The organism is Promicromonospora sp. NPDC023987 (genome assembly GCF_040639055.1).
Classification (GTDB): Bacteria; Actinomycetota; Actinomycetes; order Actinomycetales; family Cellulomonadaceae; genus Promicromonospora.
In genome coordinates this window covers 1-8,431 of the sequence record NZ_JBEZZF010000119.1, presented here as the reverse complement: position 1 = coordinate 8,431, position 8,431 = coordinate 1, and the positions used below count along the sequence as shown (strand labels likewise).

General features: G+C 72.9%; 6 protein-coding genes. 4 read left to right on the top strand and 2 right to left on the bottom strand.

Annotated elements, in window-relative coordinates:
- Positions 1-97 precede the first annotated feature (97 nt).
- Positions 98-1,153, bottom strand: a complete 1,056-nt coding sequence (locus tag AB0F40_RS26750; RefSeq protein WP_357475212.1) for an LLM class flavin-dependent oxidoreductase — start codon at positions 1,151-1,153, stop codon at positions 98-100.
- 127 nt (positions 1,154-1,280) lie between these two features.
- On the opposite strand from AB0F40_RS26750, the gene AB0F40_RS26745 reads away from it, so the two are divergent.
- Both AB0F40_RS26745 and AB0F40_RS26740 read left to right on the top strand, forming a co-directional pair.
- Positions 1,281-1,769: a GNAT family N-acetyltransferase gene (locus AB0F40_RS26745; RefSeq protein WP_357475209.1), complete on the top strand. Its 489-nt coding sequence runs from the start codon at positions 1,281-1,283 to the stop codon at positions 1,767-1,769.
- Between the two features lie 162 nt (positions 1,770-1,931).
- Entirely contained in the window at positions 1,932-2,753 is an 822-nt protein-coding gene (locus tag AB0F40_RS26740) for a metal-dependent hydrolase (protein ID WP_357475207.1), read from the top strand.
- Between the two features lie 88 nt (positions 2,754-2,841).
- On the opposite strand, the gene AB0F40_RS26735 is transcribed toward AB0F40_RS26740, so the two are convergent.
- Positions 2,842-4,713 (bottom strand): ATPase, encoded by a 1,872-nt coding sequence (locus AB0F40_RS26735; RefSeq protein WP_357475205.1) that lies wholly within the window; start codon positions 4,711-4,713, stop codon positions 2,842-2,844.
- A 165-nt stretch (positions 4,714-4,878) separates the two neighbouring features.
- On the opposite strand from AB0F40_RS26735, the gene AB0F40_RS26730 reads away from it, so the two are divergent.
- On the top strand, positions 4,879-5,973 hold the full coding sequence (locus tag AB0F40_RS26730; RefSeq protein ID WP_357475202.1) for a hypothetical protein: 1,095 nt from the start codon (positions 4,879-4,881) through the stop codon (positions 5,971-5,973).
- 114 nt (positions 5,974-6,087) lie between these two features.
- Positions 6,088-8,310, top strand: a complete 2,223-nt coding sequence (locus AB0F40_RS26725) for a serine/threonine-protein kinase (RefSeq protein ID WP_357475200.1) — start codon at positions 6,088-6,090, stop codon at positions 8,308-8,310.
- Positions 8,311-8,431 lie beyond the last annotated feature (121 nt).

Sequence of the window (8,431 nt, the reverse complement as noted above, 5' to 3'; positions counted from 1 at the left end):
AGGAGGTCGGTAGCCCGGGCTGCCGACCTCCTGACGTTCTACCGACCACGCGGAGGCACGCGGAGGCACGCGGCGCCGCGCGGCCCCGCGCGGCGGGTTACAGCGCGTCCGCCAGGAGCTGCAGCGTCTGCGTCCGCCCAGGGGTCGCGTCCAGCGGCTCGTCCGCACGGGAGCCGGCGACGGGCACGAGCATGACCTCCTCCACGCCGTACCGATCGGCCAGCCCGCGCACGTCGGCGGCCACCTGGGCCGCGTCGCCGATCAGCCAGCGTGCCCGCATCGCCTCGATGGACTGCGCGAGCGCGCCGTCGGCCGGTTCGCCGGCCGTGCCGCGCACCGCTTCCTCGACGGTCTCGAGCGCGCCCAGCCTCTGGCCGGAGCGCAGCCTGGCCATCTGCCGCAGCTGCGGCAGGGCCCGGTCGTGCGCCTCGTCCGACGTCGGCGCGACCACCGCGTTGGCCGTGAGGAACGTCCGCGGCTCCGGGTGCTCCTCGGACGGCCGGTAGCCGTCGCGGTACAGACCGAGGATCTGGTCCATCCCCTGGCCGGAGAAGTGGTTAGCGAAAACGTAGGGCAGGCCCAGCTCCGCGGCGAGGCGCGCCGAGTAGTCGCTGGAGCCCAGCAGCCACACGGTCGGGACGCCGGCTGCCGCGGGCGTGGCCCGCACGTCGTAGATCTCGCCGGAGGTGAGGCGCAGGCGGGCGCCGTCGGGCCCCATGAGGCTCAGGATGTCGGTGACGTGCTGCGGGAACCGGTCGACGTCCGCCGTCGGACCGGTGGCCCGCAGCAGGGACGTGATCACCGGATCGCTGCCCGGCGCGCGGCCGAGGCCGAGGTCGATCCGGCCGGGGGCGACGGCCTCGAGCGCCGCGAACTGCTCCGCCACGACGAGCGGGGCGTGGTTCGGCAGCATCACGCCACCCGACCCGACCCGGATGCGCGAGGTCCGCGCGGCAGCGGCGGCGATCATGACCGGCGGCGACGACGCCGCGACGGCCGCCATGTTGTGGTGCTCCGCGAACCAGTAGCGCTCGAAGCCGAGGCGGTCGGCGAGCACCGCCAGCTCGAGCGAGGCCGCCAGGGCCTGAGCGCTGGTCTGGCCCGAACGGACGGGTACGAGGTCAAGGACGGACAAGCGTGGCGTGGTGTTCATCGCCTCTGACAACCGTTCCGAGGTCCGGCATGTTCCGGGCGGGCCGCTCCTGTATCACCCCCGTCTCGCCCCCTGGTATCGCCAAGGGTCATGGCGCCCACCCCCATGGGCCTGACATGATCGCGAGGTGTCTGTTGATGTGCGCCCCGCGACCGACGACGACGTCGATGCCGTGGTCGACCTTTTCCGTCAGTACCTCAGGTTCTACGACCAGGAGGTGCCCGACGCCGAAGCGCGCGCCTATCTGACCGCCCGCCACGATGCGGGCGACAGCGTGCTGCTGGTCGCGGTGCTGGAGCCGGAGGGCAGCGAGCCCGAGGACTCGGCCGCGGGCCGCGGCGTGGTCGGCTTCGCACAGAGCTACCCCACGTGGTCGTCCGTGAGCCTGAGCCAGTCGTGGGTCCTGAACGACCTGTTCGTCTCGCCCGCCGCGCGCGGCACCGGTGCGGGGCGGGCGCTGGTGCAGGACACGTGCCGCCGCGCCAAGGAGGCCGGTGCGATCCGCGTGTCGCTCGCCACCGCGTGGGACAACGTCGCGGCGCAGGGGCTGTACGAGTCGGAGGGCTTCGTGCGCGAGGAGCACTTCCACCGCTACGCCTACGTGACGGGCGCCTGAGCCACCCCACGCTCGCGGGAAGGTGCGTTCGGCCTGCTCAGACCGCTGGGCGCGCCGTCGCGGCCGGTGTCGGTGGCCCGCGCTAGGGTTTCCTCCGGCCGGGACGAACCCGGCCCGAAATCACGTCGGGGAGACCCGGGAACTGGAGCGCACACCACCATGATGGGAGGCAACCACGCCGCGACGGGAGCCGCGGCCTGGGTAGCGGTCACCGCGTCGACGCCGATCGCCTTCGGCTGGTACCCAGGAGTGACGGACACCGGCGTCATCGCGGGCGCCCTCGTCTGTGCCGGGGCCGCACTGCTACCGGACGCCGACCATCACTCCGGCACCATCGCGAACTCGCTGTCGCCCGTGTCGGACGTGGTGGTCAAGGGAATCGAGGCGGTGTCCGGCGGGCACCGCAAGGGCACGCACTCGATCCTCGGCGTCGCGGTGTTCACTGCGATCGCCTGGGGGCTCAGCTTCCTGAGCATCGACACCGGCAACGACGCCTTCGGGACGATCCTCATCGGCCCCGGCATCATGTGCGTGCTGCTGGTCGCGTTCGCGCTCAAGGCGCTCAAGATCACGCGGGACACGAAGCTCCTGCCGTGGACCACGTCCATCACCCTGGCGGTCCTCATCGCGATCTTCGCGCCGGAGGAGTGGTACTGGATGCCGTTCAGTGTGGCGCTGGGCTGCATCGTGCACATCCTCGGCGACATGATCACCACCGCCGGGGTGCCGCTGCTGTGGCCGCTGAAGTTCCGGTCGCCGTACTGGATGCGCAACAAGCGCGGCATCGAGCTGGACATGTTCTGGCGGTCCGGCGGCAACATCGCGATCCCGATCCTCGGGAACGCCGGCTCGGTGCGCGAGTGGATCTTCCTCGTTCCGGTGTCGCTGTACGCGATCGTCGGGATCCTGTGGGCGTTCCTGAACGAGATGGGTTACGACACCATGGCGGTCTGGAACCAGATCGTGGCGCTCTTCCCCGCCTGATCCCTCGAGCCCGGCACTGAGTGCGGGATCTTCGCCCCCGCCCGGGCAGGTTCGGGGCGAAGATCCCGCACTCGACGGCTCCGGTGGGTCAGAGCCCGCCCGCTACCGCCGCGCCCGCGGCGAGCCAGGCCCGGCGGGTGTCCGTGCGGAGCGCGCCGTAGCGCAGGTGGCCGTCGACCATCGCCGGGTCGAACGGGATGGTCACCACCTCGCGGGCCAGGGACCGGTATCCGTCGGCCACCTTCTCCAGCTCGCTGGCCGGTTCCTTCTGGTCGGCCTGGCTCACGACCACCACCGCCTGCTGCGCCAGGTAGGCCGAGCGCCCGTCACGCGTCGCGAGCGCCTCCAGCAGCAGAGCACCGGCCTCCGCGTGGTCGTCGCGCGTGGTGGTGGCCACCACGAGCTGGTCGGTGAGGTCGATCATCCGTTGCCACATCGGGTCCGACTCGTCGTTGCCGGAGTCGATGAGGATCATCCGGTAGTACTTCGAGAGCACCGAGTGGATCGCGTCCACGTCCCGCGACTCGATCCGCTGCTCGTTCGCCATGGCTATCGGCTTGGACCGCAGCACGTCGAACCGGTCACGCGTCTGGTGGTGCACGTACCGCGCGAGGTCGGCGGCCTGCGCCGACGGGCCAAGGAGGCGGTCCGTCTGCGGCAGGAGGTCCAGCAGCGTGGACTCGTGCGGGCCCTGCTCGGTGCGCCAGCCCAGCGTGCCGCGCGTCTGGTTGTTGTCCCACGTCACGACGCCGGCGCCGCCGAACTGCGCGAACACCGCCGCGAGCAGCACGGTCGACGGCGTCTTGCCCGCGCCGCCCTTGCCGTTCACCATCGAGATGGTGCGCGGCCCGGGCCAGTGCTGGCTGACGGCGCGTTCGTCGGCGCGCTCGGCCCGCTCCGACTCGCTCGGGCCGACCCGGATGCCCATCCGGGTGATCATCCCGCGGAAACCGCGCGTGGCTGGGTCCTCGTCCTGCTGGTGCGTCAGGAACGACTCCCGCGCCTCGCGTCGCGAGCGCGGTGCGTCGCCGTCGGCCACGGGCGTCGGGTCCGACGGCGGCGCGGACAGGCTGCCACCCGCGTTCCGCGCGGCCGGTACCGCGTCCACCGGCCCGGACATGGGGCTCAGCACGCTGCCGGTCGAGCTGCTGGGCAGGCTGCTCGGCAGGCCGGACCCGCCCCCCGCGGTGCCGTCGGCGGCGTTCTCGCGCACCCAGTCGGCCACCCCGGAGCCGTTCGTGGGCCCGGCTCCCCCGCCGTCCGGCGAGAAGCTCGTCACCCCGGACGGGGCCGAGACCGGGGACGTCGAGGCGTGCGGCGCCTCGGGCTGCCTCGTGACACGACGCACGGTGTCTTCCGGGTCGCTCTCGACGGCGGGACCGCGCGGGTCCGCACCGACGGCTCCGGTCCCGTGCTCCGCCACGGTCGTGCCGGATACCCGGGTCGCGTCGGGGTCAGGCGTACCGAGCGAGTCAGGCGTACCGAGCGGTTCGGCCGGGGAGGAGGCGGCTCGCGGGGGCGGATCCACGGTCGGCGCCGGCTCGAACACCGGTCCGGGCGTCGCCGTCGGCTCCGGCGTCCCTGTCGGCTCCGGCGTCCCCGTCGGGCCGGGCATCCCATCCGGCGCCGCGCCCGACGGCACCTGCGGCGTCGGGGACGACGCCGGTGCCTGGGGTGTCGGGGACGACACCGGTGCGATCTCGTCCTCCTCCGGCACCACCGTCCCGTCCGGGTGCACGATCAGGTTCCAGAGTCCCTCGGGCCCCGTCGCGGACGCCCGTACGGGCCGACCCACCTGCGCGGCGTTCTCCGTCACCCGGCGCAGCACCTCCACCCGCGCCTCTTCCAGGCTGCCCGTGGTGATGGGGTGGAAGGTCCCGTCGATCGTCACCTCACCGGAACCGTCTTCCCGGACGATCGCGTCGATCCGGGGCCAGCGGGGCACGGTGTCAGAGCTCATGCGTTTCCTCCGAAGTTCCTGGGTAGGCGGCTCGCGTGGTTCGCCCCCGATGTAAGGGTCGGACATGTTCGTCCGCCTGGCCACCCCAACGGGGCAATCACCCCACCTGGTAGGTTCTCGCGCGAACAGGTGTCGAAACCGGGACCACTATCGAGGAGCCTCCGCGTGTCTGACGAGCCCACCCGCCGAATTCCTCCGGCGGATGACCCCACGCAGATCCAGCGGCCGCCCGCTCGTACTGGTCGTCCGGGTACGCAGCCCGATGCTCCGTCATCGTATGCCGCGACCCAGCGGTTCGACGCGGTCCGAGACGGCCAGGTTCCCGGACAGGCCACCTGGCCCGCCCAGGGCGGCGGCGACCACACCCAGGTCCTGCCGCCGTCGGGGATGCCACAGGGTGACGCGGGTTACGGCGATCACACCCAGGTGATCCCGCCGTCGGGCATGCCACAGGGGGACCAGGGACGTGACTTCCGGGCCGCGACCCCGCCGCCCGCCCGGCCGTACCGCCCGTACGAGACGGGGCAGCCCACCCAGGCCCACGCACCCGGCGCGTTCCCGGGCGAGCAGGACTACGGCCAGCAGCAGGGCTACGGGCAGCAGCCCGGGTACGGGCAGCAGCCCGGGTACGGCCAGCCGGCCGGCCAGCCGCAGCCCTTTGACCAGGGATACAACCCGCAGGCACCCCGGCCGACGCCGCCGGCGCCGCGCAGGGACCGGAGCGACGACTCGTCCGGCGGCGGCTCGACGGCGGGCGCCGTCCTGGCGTGGATCCCGCGGATCCTGCTCGCGCTGAGCGTCTACCAGCTCGTCCGGCTGATCCCCGGGTTCGACGTCATGCCGGACACCTCGCAGTTCCCGCTGTTCCGCGGCCTCGGCGACGGGGTGCTCGCCATGCTCAACCTCAACCCCGAGTGGTCCGACCAGGCCGCCAACCTGACGATCCCGGTGCTCGGGATCGCGCTCGCCGGCCTGTTCAACACGATCCGCTCGCTGAGCACGTCGCTGGCGATCTGGCCGTACGCGCTCGCGATCATCGCGTGGATCGTGGTGTTCGCCGTCGGCGGGATCGTCGGCTACGCCCAGGACGCCACCGCTGACCTGCAGGAGAACGTCCAGGAGTCGGTGGACGAGAGCGTAGAGGACGCGAAGGACGACGCCAGGAAGTCCGTCGAGGAGCAGGTCGAGCAGGGCGCCGAGGACGTCAAGCAGAACGCGACCGAGAAGCTCGAGGACGCCCTGCCCGGCGGGAACGGTTAGCAGGTCACGGGTCAAGCACCTTGCTGACCGGCGCGGCTGACCGGCGCGGCGGGACGCTGATAGATTTTCTCAGGTCCATCCGGTAGTCCCGGTGCGCTGCTGAGGAGTTCTTGCTTGTCCGACCAGACCACCCGCATGACGGCCGCCAACTCTCCCGGACAGCCGGTCCAGGGTGGCGACCACACCGCTGCCGTGCCGCCGCCGCCAGCGCCCACGCGGGTCGTCGCGCCGTCTCCGGCGCGGGTCGGGCCGCCGCCTACAGCTGCGACCGAGATCGTCCAGCCGTCCGGGGCCACGCGCGGGCAGGCCGCGCGGCAAGCGGCTCCCCTCGGGCAGCCGAACACCGGGAACACGGGCGCCGGGCACACCGCCCTCCAGCGGATCCCGGCCACGGGCGAGACCCTCGGTCCGTACCAGCTGCTCGGTTCGCTCGGCCACGGCGGGTTCGCCCACGTATACCGCGCCACGGGACAGGGCGGTGAGGTCGCGCTCAAGGTGCTGACCAACTCCGAGCACGACTCGCTCGACCGGTTCGTCGGCGAGGCGGCGCTACTGGATCGGCTGGCCGGGCGCGGGTTCCCGCAGCTCATCACTGCCGACCTGCGCTCCCCCACGCCGTGGTTCGCCATGGAGCTCGTGCCGGGACCCACCCTGGCCCAGCGCGTGGCAGCGGACGGGCCGATGTCGCCGCACGAGGTGCTGCGCGTGGCCGGGGACGTGCTCGACGCCCTCGCCGTGCTCCAGGAGGCACACTTCCTGCACCGGGACGTGAAGCCGGCCAACATCATCGCCGCGCCCGACCGGTACGTGCTCATCGACCTCGGCATCGCCAAGGGACACGGCACCAGCACCTCGACGCACGCCGCTGGCACCATCTCGTACATGGCGCCCGAGCTGTTCGTGCGCAAGCCGCACGCCCGGTCCGACGTGTACAGCCTTGGCCTGCTGCTGATCTTCCTCGCCACGGGCCAGCTGCCCAACGACCTCAACTTCGCGGGCCGCGACCTGACGCCGGCCGACGTCGGCCCCGTCGACCAGCGACTGCTGCCGCTCGTCCTGGCGATGACCCGGCACCGGCCGGAGGACCGCCCACCGCTGCACAACCTGTCGCGCACCGTCGCCCAGCTCGCGTCCGACGGCGCGAGGCTCGACCCGATGCTGCTCGCCGCCGCCGACGCGACCACCATCGAGCGCGGCCTCGTCACCGAGGTGCTGACCGGCAGCGGGGCAGCGGCCGCCGTCGCGCCCACCAGCGTGCTGGCGAGCAACCCGGTGCGGCAGGGTGAGCCGCTCACCAACCTGGTCTACGACCAGCAGCTCATGGGCCGGCTGCACCAGGTGCACGGCGACGGGTTCGACGGCGCCGCGGAGGAGGTCATCTCCGTGTACCTGTCCGCCGTCGGGCCGCAGCGGGCGGGCGGGCGCGCACCCGCCGAGATCAAGGACTACCTGTGGGCCGCGATGCGCTGGGCGCCCGCCTTCACGCCGGAGGGCTACGCGGACACGTACGACGGCTGGGTCGCCTACCGGCAGCGCCACGGCCTGCCGCTTCCCGGCGTCCCGACGGCGAGCGTGCCCAGGCGGCAGGCCGGCGACCCGACCCAGCGCAGGGCGCCGGTCACGAACCAGCGGGCCACACAGGTGGCGCCCGCGTTCCGTCCGGGGCCGACGCCGGGCGCGCGTCCGGCGCAGACGACCGCGCCCGCCCCGGCGCAGCGGCCCGTGGGTCCGGGCAGCACGCAGCCGAACGCCCCGGTCCAGCCCCCGGTCCCGCCTGCCGGCCCGACGCCGCGCCGCAAGGACCGGGACGCCAGCGATGACGAGGGCCGAGGCTCCGGTGGCCTCGGGGCTCTCGCGGCGATCCTCGGCTGGGTCCCGCGCATCCTGCTCGCCATCGCGGTCTACCAGCTGGTGCGCCTCTTCCCGGGCTTCGACGCGATGCCCAGCGCTGCCGGGCTGCCGCTGTTCGCGGCGCTCGGCGACCTCTCGGTGGCGATGCTGAACCTCGACCCGGTGTGGGCGCCCCGCATGGCGGAGCTGTCCATCCCGCTGCTGGGCATCGTGACCTCCGCCGTCGTGAACCTCTTCCGGGCGGTGCGCGCCCGCCGCGGCGGGCGCACGTGGCCGTTCTGGCTGGTCGTCGTCGTGTGGGTGATCGTGATCGCCGTGCAGGGCGTGGTCGGCTACGCCCAGCAGGCCACGGAGAACGCGCGCGAGTCCTTCGAGCAGCAGCGCGAGCAGATCCAGGACGACCTGGAGCAGGGTGTCCAGGACACCACGGAAGACGTCCGCGACTCGCTGTGGGAGTCGTTCGAGAGCGCTCTCCCCTGGAGCTGATCCCTCGGCCCCTGCCCGATGCGTCGCCCAGCCGGGGCCGCCTACGCGTGCTCGGGCCAGGTGGCGGGTCGCCGTGGTGATGGTCATGCCGGGCCTGTCGCGAGCGACATGAACTCGGCGC